The 21,382-nt window shown below is 50.1% G+C and carries 20 protein-coding genes; 12 read left to right on the top strand and 8 right to left on the bottom strand.

All coding sequences use genetic code 11. The features are described from left to right. Window positions 1–85 precede the first annotated feature (85 nt). Window positions 86–1,042: a transposase gene (locus D6M16_RS06750; RefSeq protein ID WP_120511138.1), complete on the bottom strand. Its 957-nt coding sequence runs from the start codon at window positions 1,040–1,042 to the stop codon at window positions 86–88. Window positions 1,043–1,372: 330 nt separating this feature from the next. Here D6M16_RS06750 and D6M16_RS06745 point away from each other — a divergent pair, with 330 nt between their 5' ends. Next, window positions 1,373–1,663: a YkgJ family cysteine cluster protein gene (locus D6M16_RS06745; protein WP_120511901.1), complete on the top strand. Its 291-nt coding sequence runs from the start codon at window positions 1,373–1,375 to the stop codon at window positions 1,661–1,663. Between the two features lie 232 nt (window positions 1,664–1,895). Here D6M16_RS06745 and D6M16_RS06740 read toward each other — a convergent pair whose 3' ends face one another. Then, window positions 1,896–2,639 (bottom strand): class I SAM-dependent DNA methyltransferase, encoded by a 744-nt coding sequence (locus D6M16_RS06740; RefSeq protein ID WP_120511137.1) that lies wholly within the window; start codon window positions 2,637–2,639, stop codon window positions 1,896–1,898. Window positions 2,640–2,812: 173 nt separating this feature from the next. Next, window positions 2,813–4,810: a methyl-accepting chemotaxis protein gene (locus tag D6M16_RS06735; protein ID WP_240435540.1), complete on the bottom strand. Its 1,998-nt coding sequence runs from the start codon at window positions 4,808–4,810 to the stop codon at window positions 2,813–2,815. A 359-nt stretch (window positions 4,811–5,169) separates the two neighbouring features. On the opposite strand from D6M16_RS06735, the gene hinT reads away from it, so the two are divergent. The 8 genes from hinT to D6M16_RS06695 all read left to right on the top strand — a co-directional run bounded on the left by hinT (window position 5,170) and on the right by D6M16_RS06695 (window position 11,852). Continuing rightward, window positions 5,170–5,520, top strand: coding sequence for a purine nucleoside phosphoramidase (hinT, locus tag D6M16_RS06730; RefSeq protein WP_027253317.1), 351 nt, complete (start codon window positions 5,170–5,172; stop codon window positions 5,518–5,520). A gap of 68 nt (window positions 5,521–5,588) precedes the next feature. Further along, the gene (locus D6M16_RS06725; RefSeq protein ID WP_120511136.1) at window positions 5,589–6,986 is read left to right on the top strand and encodes a COG3014 family protein; all 1,398 of its coding nucleotides are present in this window, start codon (window positions 5,589–5,591) and stop codon (window positions 6,984–6,986) included. Further along, entirely contained in the window at window positions 6,986–7,381 is a 396-nt protein-coding gene (locus D6M16_RS06720) for a YcfL family putative periplasmic lipoprotein (protein WP_120511135.1), read from the top strand. The genes D6M16_RS06725 and D6M16_RS06720 overlap by 1 nt, the downstream gene beginning before the upstream one ends. Window positions 7,382–7,451: 70 nt before the next feature. Continuing rightward, complete coding sequence (lpoB, locus tag D6M16_RS06715) at window positions 7,452–8,042, top strand: penicillin-binding protein activator LpoB (RefSeq protein WP_046219739.1); 591 nt, start codon at window positions 7,452–7,454, stop codon at window positions 8,040–8,042. Beyond that, window positions 8,043–8,888: a phosphotransferase gene (locus tag D6M16_RS06710; protein WP_240435539.1), complete on the top strand. Its 846-nt coding sequence runs from the start codon at window positions 8,043–8,045 to the stop codon at window positions 8,886–8,888. Between the two features lie 48 nt (window positions 8,889–8,936). Then, a complete protein-coding gene (locus D6M16_RS06705; RefSeq protein WP_162940943.1) occupies window positions 8,937–9,791 on the top strand; it encodes a DUF6279 family lipoprotein in 855 nt (284 codons plus the stop codon). Between the two features lie 96 nt (window positions 9,792–9,887). Further along, on the top strand, window positions 9,888–10,430 hold the full coding sequence (gene ycfP / locus D6M16_RS06700; RefSeq protein WP_120511133.1) for an alpha/beta hydrolase YcfP: 543 nt from the start codon (window positions 9,888–9,890) through the stop codon (window positions 10,428–10,430). A gap of 132 nt (window positions 10,431–10,562) precedes the next feature. Then, entirely contained in the window at window positions 10,563–11,852 is a 1,290-nt protein-coding gene (locus D6M16_RS06695; RefSeq protein ID WP_120511132.1) for an NAD(P)/FAD-dependent oxidoreductase, read from the top strand. 99 nt (window positions 11,853–11,951) lie between these two features. Here D6M16_RS06695 and D6M16_RS06690 read toward each other — a convergent pair whose 3' ends face one another. From D6M16_RS06690 to D6M16_RS06670, 5 genes are all read right to left on the bottom strand, one after another. Further along, a complete protein-coding gene (locus D6M16_RS06690; RefSeq protein ID WP_120511131.1) occupies window positions 11,952–12,425 on the bottom strand; it encodes a BamJ family beta-barrel-assembly machinery protein in 474 nt (157 codons plus the stop codon). A 68-nt stretch (window positions 12,426–12,493) separates the two neighbouring features. Then, complete coding sequence (locus D6M16_RS06685) at window positions 12,494–13,066, bottom strand: GNAT family N-acetyltransferase (protein WP_120511130.1); 573 nt, start codon at window positions 13,064–13,066, stop codon at window positions 12,494–12,496. A 59-nt stretch (window positions 13,067–13,125) separates the two neighbouring features. After that, window positions 13,126–13,947 (bottom strand): peptidoglycan binding protein CsiV, encoded by an 822-nt coding sequence (locus D6M16_RS06680; protein WP_120511129.1) that lies wholly within the window; start codon window positions 13,945–13,947, stop codon window positions 13,126–13,128. A gap of 28 nt (window positions 13,948–13,975) precedes the next feature. Beyond that, window positions 13,976–17,431 carry a transcription-repair coupling factor gene (gene mfd / locus D6M16_RS06675; RefSeq protein WP_120511128.1) on the bottom strand — a complete coding sequence of 1,152 codons (3,456 nt, stop codon included), beginning with the start codon at window positions 17,429–17,431 and terminating at the stop codon, window positions 13,976–13,978. A 2-nt stretch (window positions 17,432–17,433) separates the two neighbouring features. Next, on the bottom strand, window positions 17,434–18,009 hold the full coding sequence (locus D6M16_RS06670) for a PilZ domain-containing protein (RefSeq protein ID WP_120511127.1): 576 nt from the start codon (window positions 18,007–18,009) through the stop codon (window positions 17,434–17,436). Window positions 18,010–18,197: 188 nt separating this feature from the next. On the opposite strand from D6M16_RS06670, the gene lolC reads away from it, so the two are divergent. Genes lolC through lolE form a run of 3 tightly spaced genes read left to right on the top strand, consistent with a single transcriptional unit; the run spans window position 18,198 to window position 21,329 of the window. Next, window positions 18,198–19,406 (top strand): lipoprotein-releasing ABC transporter permease subunit LolC, encoded by a 1,209-nt coding sequence (gene lolC, locus D6M16_RS06665; RefSeq protein ID WP_120511898.1) that lies wholly within the window; start codon window positions 18,198–18,200, stop codon window positions 19,404–19,406. Then, window positions 19,399–20,088, top strand: a complete 690-nt coding sequence (lolD, locus tag D6M16_RS06660) for a lipoprotein-releasing ABC transporter ATP-binding protein LolD (protein WP_120511126.1) — start codon at window positions 19,399–19,401, stop codon at window positions 20,086–20,088. Before lolC ends, lolD begins: the two co-directional genes overlap by 8 nt. Next, on the top strand, window positions 20,085–21,329 hold the full coding sequence (gene lolE, locus D6M16_RS06655) for a lipoprotein-releasing ABC transporter permease subunit LolE (protein ID WP_120511897.1): 1,245 nt from the start codon (window positions 20,085–20,087) through the stop codon (window positions 21,327–21,329). The genes lolD and lolE overlap by 4 nt, the downstream gene beginning before the upstream one ends. Window positions 21,330–21,382 lie beyond the last annotated feature (53 nt).

Below are 21,382 nucleotides of genomic sequence, written 5' to 3'. Positions count from 1 at the left end.
TCAGATTTTATGCTCCTGACCTGATTTTCAGGTAAGTGGCGGCATACGCATGGCGCACTGTTGTGGTTCGGTTTGCAGTGAATTTTTATGGGAGTTGTAAACCGGTTCGTCGCTGCCGGTTTAATTTCGGTAAAACAGCTTGAATTGATGAAGTTGTGCCAATAAGGGTGCCTGTTTCTATCTTGGTGCAAATATTCAGCCAGCAAGCAGTGTCAAAGCCGAGTCGTTCGAGGATAGGGCACTGAGGTGAGTCTATATAGCGACGCTTACCTTCGCTGATTTGCCGTCCTGTCCAGTCAACCAGTTCTAGATAATCGAGCAGACGAAAAGGCAGCCCTGCCGGCATATGGTTTCGCGGATTACCGGCGAAGGGGAAAAGACAGGGCGCGGTTGCTTTGTTTTGTCGAAGCGATTGAATGCGCGCTTTCACCGAAGTGTAGTTGGAGGTTTCCGGTGTCTCCGCGATACCGGCGCGGAGCGGGTTTAAATCCACATACGTCATGGCGGCGGCTAACGCTTTTTCATCCAGTAATGCCTGGCTTTTGAAGCGGCTTTCCCAAAAATGACCGGTGCAGTCATCTTCCTGATTGGCTTTGCAGGCGATGTGTTGATTAAGTAAACGCATAAACCAGCTAATGGAACCAAGCCGCTCCCGCCAGGTTTGAATGATAGTTAAGCAAGCATTGTGTTCGGCTTTGGATAAGGTTTCGTTTTTTAAAAATCGCTGAATCAGCACGGGCGCGTGATGTAAAGTGAGCCAGCGCTCAATGACTTGGTGATTCGAGAGGCGGTGGACCAGCACCTTGTTTATATGCAGAACGACATGGTAGTGATTACTCATAATGGCGTAGGCGCAAACATCGATACAGAAGACGTTGGCAATGCGTTTCAACCGTTTCTCAACCCATTCGCGCCTGTGTTCATAGCTGGTCTGGGTCAATTCATCATAGCCACACAGGAAAGAGCGGCGAACACAGCGGGAAACGCAATGGTAGTAGGGCGTAGCTTCTATGCTGATAAGCTGGCTGCGTGCTGTCGTCATTGGGAATCACAATCATTGGTCTGGATGAATATACAGTATATGGCTGCATTCATCGATAAAAGGGGTAAATCCGGAAGTGGGGAGATGGATCAGAATCTCTTGAAATTGATGAGCTTGTTTTTTTCTTCTTAGCATGCCTGTCCTTCTATGACATCCATCTATGACAGACGTGCAGTACGTCCATGCTTGACGTGTCTGTCCTGGTACGTTCTGTCCTGATTCGTATCAGGACAGACACGTGAATGGCTCTCATTTTTTCACGGTCATCTATTTCGGTAAAACGGTGCGAATTAGCGTATTATGCCGCGACTGTATTTGCTGAAGATGTTCATGACCATTCCAATCAAAAATATCGCTGTTCCTGAAGTTTCCTGCTCTACTTGTCGGGCTTGTTGTTGTCGTTTAGAAGTGATGATCATTACTGATACCGGCGTACCGGATCGGCACATAGCCACTGATGAGTGGGGTGGTGAAACCATGTTACGTCTGGCAGATGGTTGGTGCTCGGCGCTCAACCGGGAAACCTTCATGTGTACCATTTATGAAAACCGGCCTTGGATTTGTCGGGAATTCGAAATGGGCTCATACGAATGCCGGGATGAAAGAACAGAGTTAGTGTGATTTTCTGGATAAATAATGCATCAGAAGTACAGAATCAGCCTATCTCAAGCGACGACTATGGAAGGTTGGGTACAGTATTGATGGCGGCGACATAAACGCCTTAAAGCGGGATCAATATGGGGTTTGGCAACCAAAGCTGACCTCTGGGGTGATGAAGCAGTTTTATCGTTTCCGCTAATAAGCCAATCAAATGGGCATCACTTACAATCAGTGTGAATGATGCCCATCAGAGTCAGATTTTCACACAAGCGAAAAGGGCATTACCTGAGGTGTTATTCCAAGGAATGATTTTTTCGTAGTCATGTTCAAAAACGTGAACATCAAAGTAGGGCTGCAGAATCTCTTTTAACTGATTGATAGTGACTGCAACCATAGGGTGTTCGTCATGCCATTTATGGGTTTCGTCAGCTGTGCTTTTTTCGATGCTGAGCTTTAACGACTGTTTTTCGCCGTCGCCACAATAATGCCAGCCTGAATGGAAAGTGAACTGGCTGCCATCGTGCTGGGCAGTGTGCCTGACAAATAAATCATTATTGATTTTGTCTTTGTCGACCACGTTGAAACAGAACATTCCCTGATCGCTCAATGCACTGTGCACACTGGCGATACAGTCTTTCAACTTTTCAATGCCATCGCTGTAATGGATGGAATACAGAAAACAGGTAATCAAGTCCACCGGAGAAGTGATGTTGAAATCACTCATGTTTTGCAAAGTGAACTGTGCTTCCGGGCAACGCGTAGCGGCAATATCCAGCATAGGCTGATTGATATCAAGTCCGCTGCTCTGATAGCCATAATCAATGAAATGACGAACATGCGGCCCTGTGCCGCAGGCCAGATCAAGGTGGGTATTTCCGTTGTTACCGAACAATTGATGGAGCCGGCGAATACAGTGGCTTTGGGCCTGGTAATCGATATCGACACACATTAAGTCGTAGTAGCCTGAAAGGTCTGTGTATAGGGCGTTGGCGGACATAGTTGCCTGGTAGACTGCGCTGAAATTTTTGGGTGGCGCATAGTAAACCAATCTGCCGTAATTGCGAAGCAGATAAAAGTATCAGTAACGGAGCTTGTCGCTGGTGATGACGGGACAGACAGATAATAAAGGCCAGAAACTTGTTCTGGCCTTTTAAGTGTTGATTGGATTGATCAGAGAGTAAATCGCTGAACCAGGGCGTTTTGTTCTTTGGCCTGGTGATCCAGTTTCAGGCTGGCGCTGGTGACGCTTTCCATCGCTGCAAGGTTGGCATCGGCAATTTCACTGATGTCTTCCAGGCTACGGGCAATACTGGCTGTGGTGCTGCGCTGTTCTTCGGTCGCTTGTACTATCTGGCTGCTCATGTCGCTGATTTCAATAATGATGGCTTCAATTTCTTCCATCGCGCTGCTGGCCTCCGAAGTCTGGCTGATACTGTCTTCCATTTCGTTAACGCAACTTTCGATCACCTGAACCGCCTGGCTCGAGCTGGATTGCAGCTCTTGAATCATAGATTCAATCTCGCCTGTTGAGGCGGTAGTTCGCTGAGCAAGAATGCGTACTTCATCGGCGACCACTGCAAATCCCCGTCCTTGCTCACCGGCACGCGCTGCCTCAATAGCCGCATTCAGTGCCAGCAGATTGGTCTGATCGGCAATAGTTCGGATCACGTCCAGAATACTGCCGATATTACTGCTCATTTGCTGAAGCTGATTTACCGCCTGCACTGATTGATCCAATTGCTCAGACAGTTGATGGGTGGTGGAAATATTACGGCCCATCACATCGCGGCCTGTTGCCGCGGCTGACTCGACATTTTTGACTTTATCCAAAGTGTGCTGGGCACTTTGAGTTACCTGAGCCACAGAATGCTCCATTTCTGTCATTGCTGTCGCTACGGATGCGGTTTGCTCGCGCTGTTCGTTCAGGCGCTCTTTGGCATCGGTTGTCGTAGTCTGGTTCTGGGTTGCGACTTCAGTCAGCTCGGCAGAGGCATCGCTCAACTGGCTCAGCAGTTGCTGCAGATGGTCAGCCAGCGTATTGATGTGGTGGCTCAATTGCCCGAACTCAGCGAACTTGTTGTCTGTGATGCGCTTTGTCATATCTCCTGCTGTCAGTGCTTCCAGGGTGGTCAGGGTGGAAGCCAGCGGTTGCCTGACATTACGTGCCAGGAACCAACCGATAACAACGGCCAGAAACGCGGCCAGGCTGCCTAACAGAACGGTATTTCGGACACCCGTCTGGTAAGACTCACCTGCCTCAGCGATGGCCGTATTCATATCACCTCGAGCCTGGCTGCGGAAGCTTTCAAGCAAAGTGTTGGCATTGTCAATTTCAGTAGCCAGTGCACTGATACTGCTATAAAGGCGCTCTTGGGCCTGTATATAGTTAAAATGCACATCCAGCACACCGCCGGGCTGACCTATGTCTTGATTATATTGCTCAATGAATGGGTCAAAAGTGCGCTTGAGATCGGGGATCATCGAGGTCAGTGTGCGGTAAGAATTGCTGAGATGGTTGACCAGACGTTTATTGTTTTTTAGTGCTTCATTAATTTTTTCAACATCGCTGGATGCCAGCGCATCAGAAGTGATGGCTTCTGTCTGACCAAGTTTATCGAAGTAACTTTTTGCCAGCATCAGTTCAGACACCCGGCTGCGATCGGCAATCACATCTTTCATCCGCACATTGAGGTCGCGATGTAATTGCTGAAAACGGCGGATGGACTGCTGACGAGCTTCATTGGCAGTTAACTGATCGCGGTAGTTACTCATAGCAATTTGAGCTTGGGTAAAGTATCTGTCTTCTAGGGCTCTCAAGGCGTCCAGCTGGCTGCTCAGTGTAGGGTAATCTTTCGCGGTATCGATCAGTGTTGCCAGTGTCTGCCTGAAATGGTCGTAAGACTCTGTAAACTGGCTTTCATATTGCTCCATTCGATTTTGATCATTGGTGGTCAGAAAATCTTTAAACACTTTGTCGGCGACCAGAAGTTCTACATTGGCCTGACTGGAGATGGTGACTAATGGAACCGATTCGGTGTTTACCGATTCTAACTGACCATAGATAGTTTTGGTTTCCATCAGCGTCAGTGTGCTGGTGGTGGCGAAGAGGCCGATCATCACGGCGAAACCCGCGTACATACGCCGGATGACAGAAGTCTGTTTTTTCATTGCACTATCGTCCCTAAAACATCCCGGGTCGGACACAGCCCGAGCATTTCCTTGCTTGCCAGTGTGGTTTTATTATGAGTGTTATTATTCTGTTACTCATACATCGTTTGCTTCACGACGTAAAATAAGTGTGCTTCAAGCCGTGACCGTGTCATCAAAATATCACCGTAATTTGCTAGACAGGCGATTTTGTGAGGATAACCGGATACGATTTACACATACTTTGGCAGGTGTAACAAAATGAAGATTTTCCAGTGAGATAATCGCAGGAAAATAGGTTTAAAACGACGTTCAATATTGCTCTGATTACGCGACTCACGCATACTCGCAATGTTAGAAATCAAAAGATGGAGAAAGTCATGGCAGAAGAAACTATCTTCAGCAAAATAATCCGTAAGGAAATCCCGGCCGATGTGGTGTATCAGGATGATCTGGTCACTGCGTTTCGCGATATTAACCCCCGTGCTCCAAGCCATATCCTGATCATTCCTAACAAGCTGGTGCCAACAGTTAATCATGTTGAAGCAGAAGATGAAGCGATGATGGGGCGTTTGTTTACTGTTGCCCGCAAACTCGCAGAAGCTGAAGGTATTGCAGAAGACGGTTATCGGTTAATTGTGAACTGCAATCCTCATGGTGGACAGGAGGTGTACCACGTTCATATGCACCTGTTGGGCGGACGACCACTCGGCCCGATGCTGGTTGGTTAAGACTCGCGAATCTTCATGGTCTGCCGGAGCAGAGATTTTGTGGGCGGCCAGGTGACAAACAGGATCGAATGAAAAAACAATTCCGGCACAAAACTCTTGTCTTTTTTTGCGCTTTTATTCTTTCAGGCTGTGCCAATTTATCCGGGCACAGCCTGTTCAGCCATTATAGTGCCAGCACAACATTGAGCCGACAGGCGTTGTATCAAGGCCAGATTCAGGGCGCATTAGAGAGCCTGCCAGATGAACCGGCTGGGGCGATTCTCGACGGTATGGAACGGGGCCGGCTGACGATGCTGGCAGGCGATTACCCCGCCAGTTTTGCAGCTCTGCAGAAATCTGACAACGCGGTTAAAGAGCAGCAGAACGCGGCCCGGATTCAGGTGTCTGAAGGGTTGAACCAGGCTGGTTCATTGTTCACCAATGACAATATGATCAGTTACCAAGCCTCTGATTATGAACTGGGATTTTTGCATTTATATCTTGCGCTGAACTACATTCATAATCGGGACCTGGATGGTGCGCTGGTAGAAATGCGCCGAGCGAATCAGGTTCAGGAAGCGGCCAGACAACAGCGTGAATCTGAGTTAGCTTCGGCAGAAAGTCAGCTGCAAAAACAGGGTCTGTCAGACAATATCGGCTCGGTGCTCGCGCGTTACCCGAATGCCGGTCAGACGCTGGCAGCGGTGCAGAACGGCTATTTATTCTATCTGTCAGGCATGCTGTATGAGGCGGACGGCAATCTGAATGATGCCTACATCGACTTCAAACGGGCGTTAGCGGTTGCTCCTGATAATCCTTTTGTGGCAGAGGCGGTGCAAAGACTCGCTGAGCGGTTGAGTATGAAAGATGATCAGCAGTTGCTGGCCAAAAAGTATGGTCCCTGGCAATCACCTCAGTCCGGAACTGGTCGCCTGATCATCTTAGATGAACAGGGGGTGGTACAGGCTCCCGAGGGCTGGCGTTTGCCGCTTTGGCTCTATGATAGCCAGGGTCAGAGTGTGCTTTACAATCTGGCACTGCCATATTACCCGCCACGTCCGACGGTTTTGCCGGGTAAGCTCAGCCTTAACAACCGTTTACTGACTGCACCGCCTTTGGTCAATGTTGATCAGATGGCAAAACAGAGTTTGAGTGAAACCTTGCCGGTACGGGTATTGCGCCAGAGCCTGCGAGTGATTGCCAAAGAGCAGGTCAGGCAGTCGGCGGCGCGAAACGGTGATGAAGTCGGCAATGTTTTGGCTAATATTTTCAATAGATTAACAGAGCAACCGGATACCAGAAGCTGGCAGACACTGCCAGCTCAGGTTGCTTTGTACCAGGAAGACTTACCTCCCGGCAGCCATCAGATTCAATGGCAGGGCAGGTCGGTGGATGCTGAGGTTAAACCAGGCCGTACCACTATGGTCTGGATTTCCCGACAGGGCCAGTCAATGACTGGCTGGTCGGTGTTATTAGGAGGAAACTGATGAAATATTTTGCGGTAATACTGTTAACTGTGATGATGGCAGCCTGTGCGGATAGCACAACCTCTGGTATCAGTATTGATAGCAGTAACCAGTATGTGGTTATAGCTAACCCTTATCTCGCCAACCAGATTGGTATAGAAAAAGCCATTGTCTCGCGTCAGAATGGTCTGCTTCAGGCCGGTGTGCCGGTAAACAGTAAATCAGATACTGATATTAAGCTGCAGTACCGTTTTTACTGGTACGATGCCAAAGGCTTGGAAGTCAGCGGCAGCGAAACCCCGTGGCGTCAGTTTGTACTGCATGGCAAAGACACAATGACAATCAAAGCCATGGCGAAGAGCGCGGATGTCACCAATTACCGTATTTATATCCGTGAAGCGACCAGTACCTGGTAAGCAAGTTTAGTGGGCTGACTGATATCATCCCATGATACCGAGAATGATAAAAACCGATTAAGGGTTAGAAATGAAGAAACGCGTCATAGCTTTAGTGGGAATTGCTGCCCTGATGGGTGGTTGTGCAAAACAGGTGACTTATGGAGATGCTCAGGGAGTAGAAACCACGACCTCTGAGTTCGGCTCGACTGACCTGCAAAAGATTGCGGAAAACATGACAGACAGCATGCTGGCTTCAGGTTCGGTGGGCGCGATCACAGCCGGTAAACGTCCAATCATAGTGGTGGACAGCATCAAAAATAAAACCAGCGAGCACATTGATACAGAATCTATTACCGACTCTATCAGCACGCGCATGCTGAATTCAGGTAAGTTCCGTTTTGTCGATATGACGCGTGTAGAAGCGGTTCGCAAGCAACTGAACTTCCAGAACAACGATGAACTGGTTAATCAAAGCACGGCGATTCAGTTTGGTAAGATGGTTGGCGCGGAATACATGATGTACGGTAATCTCGCCAGTATTGTGAAGCAATCTGGCAGCGATAAAGACGTGTATTACAAAATGACCATGCGCCTGATGGATCTGGAAACTGGCCTGATCGAGTGGGCGGATGAAACTGAAATCCGTAAGCAGGAAGCCAAACGCTTGCTGGGTTGGTAAGTGTCTGACTCATCGTTTCTTCAGCCGGAGGAATGGCCATTCTCCCGCATTGCTGGTTACGGTGTGCTGAATGCCTGCCCTTTAGGGGGCGGGCTCAGTAACCGATGCTGGCGGCTTGTTCTGCACTCTTCTTCATCTTCTGATTTACAAGCGGTTTGGCGTCCTGTCAGCGCGGCCAGCCAGGCATTTGGCGTTGATCGTCAGCAAGAATACCAACTGTTGTCAGCGATTCACCCTTGCCCGTTTGCTCCGCACCCGATTGCAAAAACGCCAGACGGTATACTGGTGGAGTGGATAGAAGGAGCGGTTTGTACTCATTCCCCATCGCCTGCCACACTGATGGCTTTGCAGGCCAACATTCACCGATTACCTTTACCCGGCTGGCGTTTAGCTGTGCGTCAGCGTGCAGAACGGTATCTTGCTGCTATCTCACCGGAGGATAAAGGGAAAGATCTGGTATCAGTGTGCAGTCATTTTTTCAGTCACATTCCTCAAAGTGGGTTTCCTGACACCTGTTGCCATCATGATTTGGGCTTTTACAATCTCATTCAGCGTCCGGGCGGAGAGCTGGCAGTAATTGACTGGGAGTATGCGGCGGCCGGTGATCCCATGCTGGATCTGGCGCTGACGGTTCAGGCCAACCAGCTTGATGTTACGACTGCCGCGCAGCACTACTGCCGTTATCTGGGGGCAGACCCGGAACTTGTCTCAGAAGCTGTGCAGCAGTGGCTTCCCTGGTGCGATTTCTTGGCTATGCTTTGGTATTATGCTGGCGCAAATTTGTGGCAGGATGAAACCTATCGTATTGAGGCAAAAGCATTGTTAACGAAACTGGCTGTTGCCTGATTGTCATCACCGGGTAAACCTGTCAGACAGTTTCTGGAGGAAATGCGTGTGAGTCTAGCCTGTGCTCGTTGGCAACGTCCGTTACTGTCGCTGTGTTTTTTGGTTTTGTTATCAGGGTGTGCCGCCCGGCTTGCCTATAACACCATGAATTATTGGGTTCCCTGGTATCTGGATGACTTTGTCAGCCTGACGCCGGCGCAGGAATCCCGCTTTAAGAATGAACTGATACAGGCCCAGGCTGTACACCGTCGGCAAGAGCTGCCAAAACTGCATCAGTATATTCTTGAATTTCAGCAGGATCTGCAACGCCCGCTGACCTCAGCACAGATAGCACGTTACCACTATAGCTTTACTGCTCTGGCAGAGCAGAGTGTCTCTGTATTCACCCCGCCGGTGGCCAATCTGCTCCGGTATCTGAGTAATATCCAGATTGATCAGATTAACACCAATATAAACAAGGAATTGGATGAACTTCGGGCCAAAAGAGGTAAGCTAAGCCAGGAAGAGAAACTTCAGCGATATACGGCCAGATTTGAAAAGTTCAGCAAAGAATGGGTAGGCTCACTGACGAAAGAGCAGCAAGCTATCATCGGAGAGTTGGCAAAGCATCAGCTTGATATGGAACCTGTCTTTTTTTCGGTGCGAAGCGGGCTTTATCAGCAGTGGCAATCATTATTGTCGCAGCGCCACCGGCCGGAATTCGATGCCCGACTCGAGAAGTTATTTAGAGATGTTGTCGGTCTTCGCTATGCACCGGTACAGTCTCAGTTAGATCAATACCTTCAACGCCGATTTGAATTAATGGCGCAACTGAATCAGAGTCTGTCCTCCTCTCAACGCCAGTATCTGATGAATCAATTAACCGAAACGCGTAAAGAGATAGCAGTATTGATCCAACAGTAATCGCACCTGTGGATCGAATAACCATTAAAGTTTTGTGGATAATGTTCTATGTCGTATAGTGATTTATCTTAATATGGATATTCATCAGGAGTGACTATGATCATCTATCTGCATGGCTTTGATTCCACCAGCCCCGGTAATCATGAAAAAGTACTTCAGCTGCAATTTATCGATCCCGACGTCCGCGCAGTGACCTATAGTACCTTTCATCCCAAACACGATATGCAACATTTACTAAAGGAAGTGGATAAGCTCGTCGCAGCCAGTGATGATGCGCATCCGCTGATATGTGGCGTAGGGCTGGGAGGATATTGGGCTGAGCGAATCGGTTTTCTCTGTGGTATCAAGCAAGTAATTATTAACCCAAATTTACATCCTGAAACAAATATGCAGGGGAAAATAGACCGACCGGAAGAGTACGAAGATATAGCAACAAAATGCGTGTCTGATTTCAGAGAAAAAAATATCGGGAAGTGCCTCTGTATACTTTCAACTAATGATGAAGTGTTAGATAATCGATCCACAAATAGAACATTGGACGCATATTACCAAGTGATCTGGGACGATACACAAACACATAAATTCAAGAAAATCTCCCAACACTTACAAGCAATAAAGCAATTTAAAGCAACTCATTGAGTATATGCCTCTCCCTCCGCAGACGGATTGAAACGATCCTCTGCCCCACTCTACGTCAGTCAGAATTTTTACCTGGCAGGGCAAAATCCCTGCCGGTTTGTGCAAGATTTATAAAAACTAGAGGAAAAGACTGTGACGAGAATCATCGTAGTTGGAGGCGGTGCCGGGGGCCTGGAATTGGCCACTAAATTAGGGCGAACCTTAGGCCGCAAACGAAAGGCAAAGGTTACTCTGGTAGACAAGAACAGCAGTCATCTGTGGAAACCACTGTTGCATGAAGTGGCAACCGGCTCGCTGGATGAAGGTGTTGACGCATTGAGCTACCGAGCACATGCCAAAAACCATCATTTCGATTTTCAATTGGGGGCGCTGAAAGATATTGACCGCGACCGCAAAAGCATCACATTGCATCCGCTGTATGATGAGCACAATGAACTGCTGATCCCCGAGCGCGAGATTGAATACGATATCCTGGTTCTGGCTATCGGTTCGAAATGTAATGACTTCAACACCCCCGGCGTGCGGGAGCATTGCATTTTCCTGGACAGTCCGGCGCAGGCACATAAATTCAGAACTGAAATGAATAATCAGTTTTTGAAGCTGCATGCACACAAAGAGCAGAAAACGGTTGATATTGCCATTGTCGGTGCTGGTGCAACCGGTGTGGAACTGTCTGCAGAGCTTCATAATGCCGTGAAAGAGCTGCGTTTGTATGGCTTTGGCGATCTGGATAGTTCACGACTGAATGTCAACCTGATTGAAGCCGGAGAGCGCATTCTGCCTGCGTTGCCGCCTCGTATATCGGCTGCCGCGCATACCGAGCTGACCAAACTTGGCGTAAAAGTGCACACGGCAACCATGGTGATTAAAGCGGACGAAACCGGCCTGACAACCAAAGATGGTCAGCATATTCCTGCCAAACTGATGGTGTGGGCTGCGGGCATTAAAGCCCCGGATTTCATCAAAGACATTGCGGGACTGGAAACGAACCGTATTAACCAGTTGGTGGTAAAAGACACGCTGCAGACCACCCGAGACGATGATATTTATGTGATTGGGGATTTGGCAGCCTGTACGCAAAAGGACGGCACTCTGGTGCCGCCACGTGCTCAGTCGGCGCATCAGATGGCGAGCCGCTGTTTCTCAAATATCGTTGCTAAGCTGACAGATCGTGCGCAGAAGCCTTATGTTTTTGTCGATCACGGTTCGCTGGTGTCCCTGAGCCGCTTTTCCACCGTCGGGAGCCTGATGGGTAATCTGACCAAAGGGTCGATGATGATTGAAGGCCGTATTGCCCGCGTGATGTATATTTCGCTGTACCGGATGCACCATATTGCGCTGCACGGTTTCTTCAAGACCAGTCTGATGATGCTGGTTGGACGTATTAACCGTGTCCTTCGTCCAAATCTCAAGCTTCATTGACAGGTTAGTGTAGTAATTAAACAAAAAACCGCCGGTTCAGGCGGTTTTTTTTCATCGCTAAATCACCGCCTGTTGCAGGCTGTGGTGATGGTTTGGGAATTAATTAATTTTTAATAACTCGACATCGAAAATCAGCACTGATCCTGGACCGATTTTACCCATAGAGCGGTTACCGTATGCCAGTTCGGCCGGGATAAACAAACGCACCTTTTCCCCTTCAACCATTAGCTGAAGCCCTTCGGTCCAGCCTTTGATCACCTGATTGAGGTTGAAAGCTATTGGTTCGCCGCGCTCAACAGAGCTATCAAATACAGTGCCGTCAATCAGTGTGCCGTGATAGTGGACTGTCACCTTGTCCGATGCCTTGGGATGTACCGTTCCTGTTCCTGACTTCAGCACAGTATATTGCAAACCCGAGGCTGTGGTTTTAACACCTTCCTGGTTTTTATTGGCATCAAGAAATGCTTTGCCTTCTTCTGCATTTTGAACCGCCAGCTGCTTATTGTTCTGGCTGCGTTGAAAGAAGAAAATAACCAAGCCGATAATAATGATTGCGAGAATAATTTTAAACACTGATATTCCTACCTTTTTCTATTGTCTTTGATCAATATAGCCAAGTATCACGGGGTTATTTGGCTAACTTAGCCTATCCGGTTGTGTTTAGGTGCCAAGTCCTGCGGGATCAGTGAGTAGACCATGCCATCGCAGACTTTTCCCTCTGTGTAAATTCGGTTACGGCTCAGAGATTCGAACAGAGCACCTGTGCGTTCAGCCGTTCTCTGGCTGGGTGTATTAGTGATGTGTACCACTATTTCCAGTCGGGTCAGTGCCAGCGTATCAAAAGCAAAACGCGCCAGAGCGACAATCGCTTCTGTCGCATAACCCTGACGATGGCAACTGCTTCGTATCCAGTAGCCCAATTCAGCAGAATTGGTCAGCTGAGACAGATTATTAAGACACACAGTGCCTAAAAATTTGTCGTCACGGCGGGTAAAAATCGCCAGCTCGTAACCATTGTCGATTTTCCAGTTCATCTGAGAAGCCGACAGCCAGGCGTGTGCATCCTGTTGGTCATAGTCGTCATGACACCACTCGACCCAGGGCGATAAATCCGGCTGTGATTCCAGTACCGCGGCCAGGTTGTCATCAACATCCGCAATTTTATAGGGTCGCAGGTAAAGGCGGGGAGTAGTGAGTATGAAGTCCAGCTTCATCGGCGATTCCTGCAGACGGTAAACGGAAAAAGGGGCCAGATGGCCCCTCGTAAAAGCTGTTATTCTGAATCGAGGCGGCGGATTTGTACCACCATCCCCATCAGCGGGTGATCAAGATAATGGGTTTCACCGCTTCGCATTTTACGTTGCTGGTCAAAGCGGAACGCTTTGAGAAATTCTTCAACTTCTATTTTCTTTTTCACTTCCTGCAACTGTCCGTACTGAACCGTGCCGCTCTGGTTTGGATCCAGACTGTCTAATGGCTCGGTGCCGACAACCACTTCACGACGGCCAGGCTCACGTAAATCCAGTTGGGTGTTGGTGAAAAGAAAGTGATTCACATACACCTGAATTTTCCCTTCAAGCTCATACAGCGGCTTACTCTCTGCCGGAGAAGGCTCTGCTTGAGTGACTTCACCGGATGCAAGATCAAAGCTGGGCGGCGCTGTCATTTCGCTGCTGCTCATGCCACGGCGCGCCGCTTCGGCTTTAGAGGTTCCGTCTGGCAGGAACTGGCCTGAGAAATCCCGGCCAGCTGTTAAGTGAAAAGTCGGTGCTTGTGCCTTGCTGAGATCCCCCTGACGCCAGCCAAAGTGAGCAAGCGGGGTGAAACCGGCATGACTTTTCAGGCGCTGATACTGCTCGCTCAGCTTAAATCGGCTTGCCGGCATAGGCGTAATGCCTCTGTTTGCCAGTTGTGCCATATTGTTCAGTCGCACCGCGCCATTGTAATTCAGCGGCTCTGCCTGATCCGGCCAGGATTCAGCCGTTTGTCCCGGATCAATATTTCGCTTGAAGATAATGACTTCAATGTCAAATTGTCGTGCTGCGAAACTTGGCAGGCTGATGGCAAGCAGCAGCAAATAAATCAGATTTTTCAAGGTTATACTCCGCACTGGTATGCAGCCATTATAGGGTGTTTTCAGCTAATTGTGTTAGGAAGCCGTCAACATACTTGATGCGCTCCCGGCGATCCGTCAGTGTTGCCGTGACTTTCAGCTTAGTCGGGCCGTCCATTCTGAATCGCTGTGGCTGTGATTGTAACAGACCGACCAGGAAACCGGGGTCAATAGCAGCATTTTCAGCAAATTCGAAATAACCGCCTTTTTCTCCGGCTTCTATGCGGCGAAGACCCAGGGTTGCCGCTTTCAGCTTCAGCTTATTGAGCGTTAACAGGTTAGCAGCGGCGTCCGGCAACAGGCCGAAGCGATCAATCAGCTCTACTTTTAACTCATCGAGGGCGTCTTCATTACCTGCACTGGCAATACGTTTATACAAAGACAGCCGCGTATTGATATCCGGGATGTAATCTTCCGGCAGCAGCGCGGGTAATCGCAGCTCAACTTCAGTCTGCTCGCGCAGCAGGTCATCCAGCGACGGCTCTTTACCGGCTTTCAGTGCTTCTACTGCCTGTTCCAGCATTTCCATGAACAGCGTAAAGCCGACCGACTGGATCTGACCCGATTGTTCATCACCCAGCAGCTCACCGGCCCCACGTATTTCGAGATCGTGTGTCGCCAGCGTAAAGCCAGCACCCAGATCTTCCAGTGAAGCAATGGCCTCCAGGCGTTTCACGGCGTCTTTGGTCATACGCTTGGGATGCGGGGTCAGCAGATACGCATAGGCTTGGTGGTGAGAACGGCCAACGCGACCACGCAGCTGATGCAACTGTGCCAGACCTAGATGATCAGCCCGGTTGATGACAATGGTGTTCGCTGTCGGGACGTCAATGCCGGTTTCTATGATAGTCGTACAGACAAGCAGGTTAAAACGCTGATGGTAAAAGTCGCTCATGACTCTTTCCAGCTCACGTTCGCGCATCTGTCCGTGCGCGGTAGTGATACGCGCTTCCGGGATCAGAACGGCCAGATCCTGCGCCGTCTTTTCGATGCTTTCCACGTCGTTGTGCAGGAAATACACTTGCCCGCCGCGCATAATTTCACGCAATACGGCCTCACGGATGATCAGGTCTTCACGCTCACGAACGAAGGTTTTGATCGCCAGACGCCGGGCTGGCGGTGTGGCGATAATAGACAGATCGCGCATGCCGCTCATTGCCATATTCAGCGTACGCGGGATCGGGGTGGCGGTGAGTGTGAGTATGTCTACGTCCGCGCGAAGCGATTTCAGTTTTTCTTTCTGGCGGACGCCAAAACGGTGCTCTTCATCGACAATCAGCAGGCCGAGATCCTGATACTTCATTTCGGCGTTGAGCAGTTTGTGAGTGCCGATCAGAATATCAATTTTCCCCTTAGCGACATCTTCCATAATCGCTTTTTGTTCTTTTGCTGTCTTGAAACGGGACAGCACTTCAACGCGTACCGGAGTATTGGCGAACCGGTCTCGGAAATTTTCAAAATGCTGCTGGGCGAGCAAAGTGGTTGGCACCAGGACTGTGACTTGTTTGCTGTTATCGACTGCCACAAAGGCCGCGCGCATTGCGACCTCGGTTTTACCGAAACCTACATCACCACACACCAGTCTGTCCATGGCTTTGGCCTGACACATATCCGACAGCACGGCATTGATGGCCATAGCTTGATCATGGGTTTCCTCAAAGGGAAAACCGGTACAGAAATCGGCATAGGCTTCACGGTCAAGTTTGAATTTAAAGCCAGGTTTGAGCTCACGCTTGGCGTAAACATCCAAAAGTTCTGCCGCGACATCACGAACTTTTTCTGCCGCCTTTTTGCGGGCTTTCTGCCAGCTTTCACTGCCCAGCTTATGGATAGGGGCGGCTTCCTCTGCACCGCCTGAATAGCGGCTGATCAGGTGCAGGGACGCAACAGGGACATAGAGTTTAGCCCCGCCCTGATATTCCAGAGTGACATATTCTGTAGTAATGCCGCCGGCTTCGAGAGTCTGCAAGCCCTGATAGCGGCCTATGCCATGGTTAAGGTGGACCACAGGCTGACCAATTTTCAGCTCAGCCAGATTTCGGATAATAGTGTCTGAGCTGACAGTGCGCTTATCCTCACGGCGACGACGCTGAATAACACGCTCACCCAGCAGATCACTTTCACAGATGAAAGCCAGAGCCGGTTCGTCGAGGATAAAACCCTGTTCTGCGGCGCCAATCACCAGCGTGTACTGACTGGCGGCTGACATGGCCTCTTCAAGGCTGTGGCAGACCATAGGGCGTAGCTTTATACGGGCAAGCAGATCCAGCAAGGCTTCGCGGCGACCTTCACTGGCAACGGAAAAGATGATCTTTCCGGTGAAGCTTTCCTGAAACTGTCGCAGTGCCGATAAGGGCTCTTTCAGCTGATGATTGATGGTCAGCGCCGGCACAGGCGAAATGGCCGGGTTGAACCGACCTGCTTTGTCTTCTTCCGGGGCTTTGTTCAGCTTAACCTGCGGCAGGGTTTTAAATCCGCTGAACATTTCAGCAGTTGTCAGCCACAGGGCTTTAGGTTCGAGCAGCGGGCGCAGCGGGTCGACACGGCGCTCCTGAAAGCGGTATTCGGCATCTTGGAGAAAATGCTCCGCCGCGTTGTTCAGATCGCCAATGGTCAGTAACAGCGTGTTATCCGGCAGATAATCAAACAAGGTATCTGTATTGTCGAAAAACAGCGGTTGCCAGTATTCAATCCCTGCCGGCCAGGTGCGCTTGCTCACCTGCTGATAGATGGACTCTGGCTCCCGGCGTGCTTCGAATTGCTCACGCCAGCGCATGCGGAAGTTTTCCACGGCCACTTCGTCTGTCGGAAACTCGTGGGCGGGAAGCAGGTGAATATTGTCGATCTCGCCGGTCGACAGTTGCGACTCCGGGTCAAACTGACGAATCGAATCTACTTCGTCATCGAAGAAATCAATCCGGAAGGGCTCATTGTTGCCCATCGGGAAGAGATCAAGCAGTGAGCCGCGGCTGGCATATTCACCATGCTCCATGACCTGATCAACATGGCGGTAACCGGCAGCTTCAAGTTGCAGGCGTAACTTCTCCAGCGACAGGCGATCTCCTTTGCTGACCAGCAGGGCATGCTGATGAATAAAGCTGCGTGGTGTCAGGCGTTGTAGCAGGGTACTGACAGGAACCAGCAGTACACCATCCTGCTGAGTCGGCAGTTGATACAAGCGGGCGAGGCGATCAGAAATGATGTCCTGATGCGGCGAAAAACTGTCATAAGGCAGGGTTTCCCAGTCAGGGAAAATATTGACCTCGGCCTGAGTGAACTGGCTGATCTCGGGTTGTAAACGCAATGCCGTTTGCGTATCCGGCACCACAGCCAGCACTGGGCCTGTGTGGCTTTTCGCCAGTTCGGCAATGGCCACCGCCAATGCGGCGCCGGAGACATTTCCCACAAAGCGCTTGTCGCCGGCTTTGTTCGGCAAAGGAAGAGAAAATAGCGTGTGTGTTGTCATGACTATGATTGACTTTCGTTTCGTTGCAGCGCACGTTGACGCAGCAGTTTTTGTTGGATGTGCAAAGCTGCACGAATGAGTAGATCCCTGTCGTCTTCCTGCAGTCTGGTGTACTGCAGCGTGATGTCAAACTTATCTTCCCTCGCCTGACATTCGCCGACACTGGCATAGCAATACACGGCAGCAGGGGGATTATCAAGAAACAGTTTCAGGCGAACCTGGGAATCAATCTGGAGCGGCCGCTCTGCCAGGTAAGTCAGTTGGCTGGCCCCGAAGGTTTGCGTGGTATGACGAAGGGTTGGGTCATCTTGCTGTGAGAGCACAAAAGAGAGCAGCAGATTTATCTTATTGTTCTGCGCTGCAAGATAATCCAGCAGTGGCCGGTTCATTGTTTTATTATCCTGCTGCAACATTTTTTCTGCACTGCCTTCCAGTTCGCTACATTCACTGGCAACACGAAACAGAGGGGGAATTTCCCGCAGAAATTCGGCGTCATCGGGCAGCACAGCATGTTCCCCTAAAGGTTCAACATTAATGGTAAGCCCTGCATGGACTGAAAAGTACTCGTCCTGATTCATGTCACACTCGTGATTTGTTAACTATTCTTCGATTATCACTTAGCATCGCCTAACGGGCAAGTTAGAGGTCACAACAGGTTGATTTTTAGCCACTCTTTTTGCATGAGATTGACCAAGTTGCATGGTAATCACAGCCAGCAGCAGGTATGCTTTTGACCACTGTTAACAGGATGGTTCCAGACTGAATGATGTTTCATCCATTGCCTATCTTTATTGGGCTGCGCTATCTGAAAGGCCGTTCGGGTGACCGTTTCAGCCGCTTTGTCTCTGCAATGTCTACGGCAGGTATCACCATAGGTGTGCTTGCGCTGGTGATTGTCATTTCTGTGATGAACGGTTTTGAGCAGCAGCTCAAAGACCGCATTCTGGGTGTGTTGCCGCAGGCACTGATCACCCAGCAGGATGGCCCTTTTACTCAGCCGGAAGCACCGCCTGCTGCGCTGTCTGCTTTACCTCAGGTAAACCGGGTAGTGCCGTTAACCCGTGCAGAGGCCGTGCTGCAAAGTGCCGGTGCGCTGGCGGCCGGATCAATGCTGGGCGTAGAGCCTGAAGGCTATGAACCGCTGGCAGCACACATGGTGCAAGGGCAGCTTGCTGATCTGACACCGGGCAGTTACCGGGTCATTCTAGGTAATGGCATGGCGCAGCAACTGGGGGTCAAAGTCGGGGATAAAGTCCGCCTGATGGTGACCAGTGTCAGTGTCTATACCCCTTTGGGGCGTATTCCCAGTCAGCGCAATTTTATTGTGTCTGGTATTTATTTCACCGGGTCTGATGTCGATAAATCTCTGGTGTTAACCAACATAGCCGATGCAGGCCGTCTGTTACGTTACAAGCCTGAAGCTTTCACGGGCTGGCGCTTGTTCCTGGATGATCCGTTTAGCGTCACAGCGCTCTCTCAGTCCGATTTGCCTGATGGCTTTAGTTGGTCGGACTGGCGGGATCAGCGCGGTGAGCTGTTTCAGGCGGTGAAAATGGAAAAGAACATGATGGGGCTGATGCTGGGGCTAGTGGTTGGTGTCGCGGCTTTTAACATCATTTCGGCCCTGATCATGGTGGTGATGGAAAAACAGGCTGAAGTCGCTATTTTGAAAACACAGGGAATGACCAGCCAGCAGGTATTGCTGACCTTTATTGTGCAGGGAGCCAGCAGCGGGGTGATAGGGGCCGTGATCGGCGGCATACTTGGCACCCTGCTGGCATTGAATATTAATAGTATTTTGTCGCTGCTGGGCGTTGATCTGGCGAGCTTAGGCGGTTCGTTACCTGTCGATGTGAAGCCATTCCAGGTTGCTATCGTGATTGTCGGGGCTATCTGTCTGAGTTTACTGGCGACCCTTTTCCCTTCTTATCGGGCGGCGGCTGTCCGTCCTGCTGAGGCCTTGCGTTATGAGTGATTCGTTATTGGTATGCCAGCATTTGAGCAAGGTGTACCGTGAAGCCCAATTGGAAACCCAGGTGCTGAATGATATCAGCCTGCAAATAGAAGCCGGGGAACTGGTGGCGATTGTAGGGTCATCGGGATCGGGCAAAAGCACCTTGCTGCATTTACTGGGTGCGCTGGATGCGCCGACGGCAGGAGATGTGTACTTTAAAGGCCAGAAACTTAATGGCATGAGCGCCAATAAACAGGCCAGAGTACGTAACCAGGACATAGGTTTTGTTTATCAGTTTCACCATTTGCTGTCTGATTTTTCTGCGGAAGAAAATGTCGCTATGCCCTTAATGATAGGCGGTGTCTCCGCTGCGGCAGCCAAAGAGCAGGCCAGACAGATTCTGGACCAGGTGGGCTTGAGCCACCGATATAGCCACAGGCCATCAGAGCTCAGTGGCGGAGAGCGCCAGCGGGTCGCCATTGCCCGGGCACTGGTGAATAAGCCGGCCCTGGTGCTGGCGGATGAGCCCACCGGGAATCTGGATCACAAAACCGCGTTGGAAATTTATGATCTGATGCGAAAGCTGAACCAGGAATCGGGCACCGCTTTTCTGGTTGTCACGCATGATAATGAACTGGCTGGCAAACTTGATCGTTGCCTGCATATGCAGGATGGCCAGTTGGCGGCCTTAGAGGTGGCCTGATGCGACCACTGTCTCTTTTTATCGGCAGCCGTTTTAGCCGGGCCCGGCAGCGTAACCGGCTGGTGTCTTTCATCTCTGTGTCCTCCATTTTAGGTATCGCAGTGGGCGTGGCGGTGATTGTAATTGGCCTGTCGGCAATGAATGGCTTTGAGCGTGAGTTGCAAAACCGGGTACTGGCGGTGATCCCACATGGTGAACTGGAAGCAGTGAAACCGCCATTTACCGATTGGCAACCTGTTCTGGAAACCGTTGAAAAGCACCCCAGAGTGAAAGCGGCAGCACCTTATGTGCAATTTACGGCTTTGCTTGAAAAGGGCACGCAGCTCAAAGCGGTTGAAGTCAGAGGGGTCGATCCTGTTCAGGAAACCCGGGTCAGCGCCTTGCCTGGATATGTCAAAGACGGTGCGTGGCAAGATTTTCAGGCGGGTCAGAAACACATTATTCTTGGGCAGGGCGTCGCGGATCTGCTTGGGATCCAGGTGGGGGAATGGATCTCTGCCATGCTGCCAAACCGTGATAGCGGAAATCAGCTCAAAGCGCCGAAGCGCATTCGTCTGCAGGTGGCAGGCGTTCTGGCACTGGGCGGTCAGATTGACCATAACTTTGCCTTAGTGCCCCTGCAAGATGCGCAGGATTACCTTGCCATGGGTGAAGGGATTTCTGGCATTTCTATTAATGTGGACAAGGTGCTGGATGCCACAAACATAGTGAAAGAAGTCGGGTATACCTTACCTGTTTATGTTTACCTAAAGAGCTGGACGCAGAAATATGGGTATCTTTATCGCGATATCCAACTGGTGCGCACCATCATGTATCTGGTGATGGTACTTGTCATTGGAGTCGCGTGTTTTAACATCGTCTCAACGCTGATGATGGCAGTAAAAGACAGAGCGGCAGATATTGCGATTTTGCGCACCATGGGCGCCAGTGATCGTCTGGTCAAAATGATCTTTGTCTGGCATGGCTTACTGTCTGGGCTCATTGGCAGTTTGCTCGGGGCCTTTCTGGGAGCCTTGGTTGCATTGAACCTGACTTCGATTGCGCATTTTGTGGAAAAACTGATCGATCATCCGTTTTTATCTGGGGACATTTACTTCGTGGATTTCCTGCCTACAGAGTTAAGATGGCATGATGTGGTGATCGTGATGGTGACTGCGATTGTGCTGAGCCTGCTGGCAACCTGGTATCCGGCTCGCAGGGCGAGCGCGCTGCAGCCCGCGCAGGTATTAAGTGCGAAATAACAGTCAGTAAATTGGCGCTGGTATTAGCGTGCACTGTGAATCAGGCCGAAAAA

Origin of the sequence: Photobacterium salinisoli (assembly GCF_003614885.1) — a bacterium.
Classification (GTDB): domain Bacteria; phylum Pseudomonadota; class Gammaproteobacteria; order Enterobacterales; family Vibrionaceae; genus Photobacterium; species Photobacterium salinisoli.
The sequence above is the reverse complement of the archived record's forward strand: the minus strand, read 5'-3'. Positions and strand labels throughout refer to the sequence as shown.

What these genes read in the sequence shown, in the direction of transcription:
- mfd (WP_120511128.1), bottom strand. Translation starts at nt 17,431, where the DNA reads ATGACAACACACACGCTATTTTCTCTTCCTTTGCCGAACAAAGCCGGC.
- D6M16_RS06735 (WP_240435540.1), bottom strand. Translation starts at nt 4,810, where the DNA reads ATGAAAAAACAGACTTCTGTCATCCGGCGTATGTACGCGGGTTTCGCC.
- ycfP (WP_120511133.1), top strand. Translation starts at nt 9,888, where the DNA reads ATGATCATCTATCTGCATGGCTTTGATTCCACCAGCCCCGGTAATCAT.
- lolC (WP_120511898.1), top strand. Translation starts at nt 18,198, where the DNA reads ATGTTTCATCCATTGCCTATCTTTATTGGGCTGCGCTATCTGAAAGGC.
- D6M16_RS06725 (WP_120511136.1), top strand. Translation starts at nt 5,589, where the DNA reads ATGAAAAAACAATTCCGGCACAAAACTCTTGTCTTTTTTTGCGCTTTT.
- D6M16_RS06670 (WP_120511127.1), bottom strand. Translation starts at nt 18,009, where the DNA reads ATGAATCAGGACGAGTACTTTTCAGTCCATGCAGGGCTTACCATTAAT.
- lpoB (WP_046219739.1), top strand. Translation starts at nt 7,452, where the DNA reads ATGAAGAAACGCGTCATAGCTTTAGTGGGAATTGCTGCCCTGATGGGT.
- lolD (WP_120511126.1), top strand. Translation starts at nt 19,399, where the DNA reads ATGAGTGATTCGTTATTGGTATGCCAGCATTTGAGCAAGGTGTACCGT.
- hinT (WP_027253317.1), top strand. Translation starts at nt 5,170, where the DNA reads ATGGCAGAAGAAACTATCTTCAGCAAAATAATCCGTAAGGAAATCCCG.
- D6M16_RS06750 (WP_120511138.1), bottom strand. Translation starts at nt 1,042, where the DNA reads ATGACGACAGCACGCAGCCAGCTTATCAGCATAGAAGCTACGCCCTAC.
- D6M16_RS06745 (WP_120511901.1), top strand. Translation starts at nt 1,373, where the DNA reads ATGACCATTCCAATCAAAAATATCGCTGTTCCTGAAGTTTCCTGCTCT.
- D6M16_RS06720 (WP_120511135.1), top strand. Translation starts at nt 6,986, where the DNA reads ATGAAATATTTTGCGGTAATACTGTTAACTGTGATGATGGCAGCCTGT.
- D6M16_RS06685 (WP_120511130.1), bottom strand. Translation starts at nt 13,066, where the DNA reads ATGAAGCTGGACTTCATACTCACTACTCCCCGCCTTTACCTGCGACCC.
- D6M16_RS06740 (WP_120511137.1), bottom strand. Translation starts at nt 2,639, where the DNA reads ATGTCCGCCAACGCCCTATACACAGACCTTTCAGGCTACTACGACTTA.